This window comes from Carnobacterium sp. 1290_CSPC (assembly GCF_001053265.1).
GTDB lineage: Bacteria > Bacillota > Bacilli > Lactobacillales > Aerococcaceae > Aerococcus > Aerococcus urinaeequi.
This window is the reverse complement of sequence record NZ_JVVG01000032.1, coordinates 1-511: the sequence shown is the minus strand read 5'-3', so window position 1 is coordinate 511 and position 511 is coordinate 1. Positions and strand designations below refer to the sequence as shown.

At 29.7% G+C, this 511-nt stretch carries 1 pseudogene; it reads right to left on the bottom strand.

What is annotated here, in order from left to right:
• Positions 1 to 258: 258 nt before the first annotated feature.
• A pseudogene (locus tag AC973_RS09600) lies at positions 259 to 375 on the bottom strand (IS30 family transposase); the annotation flags it as partial.
• Positions 376 to 511: the final 136 nt, after the last annotated feature.

Below are 511 nucleotides of genomic sequence, written 5' to 3'. Positions count from 1 at the left end.
GGAAAACACCTTATGAAATCTTTTATAAAACTGTGTTGCACTTAATTTGACAATTTAAGGCATAAAAAAACAGAATGAAACTATTCTCTTTTTGATATCAACTAAACCCCATCAAAATATCCAAATAAATTATTTTTTTAATATCTCAATATGTAATTTTACATTCTTCATTGAATCATACATAATAAAACATGAAGCAACAAAATATTTTACACTTCTCGGAACGTCTTTTCTCTATGGTTTTAATTATTTCGTTTGTCAAATTAAGTTGGACAAAATTTCTTCATCCATGTAGCTCAAAAATACTTCCAGCGGTGTCTGATAGTTTAAAGATTTTCTTGGGATATGGTTTCTTTTGGAAGCCATGGAAGAAACGATAAAGTCCATATAATTGTGTAAAAGATAAAAGGCCATGTAACAACCCTTTTACGGTACACCCTAAATAGACAAAAAGAGGCTGGGACAAAAGGTCTCTCAAAAAAATACACTCCCAAAACTATGAACTTTTTTG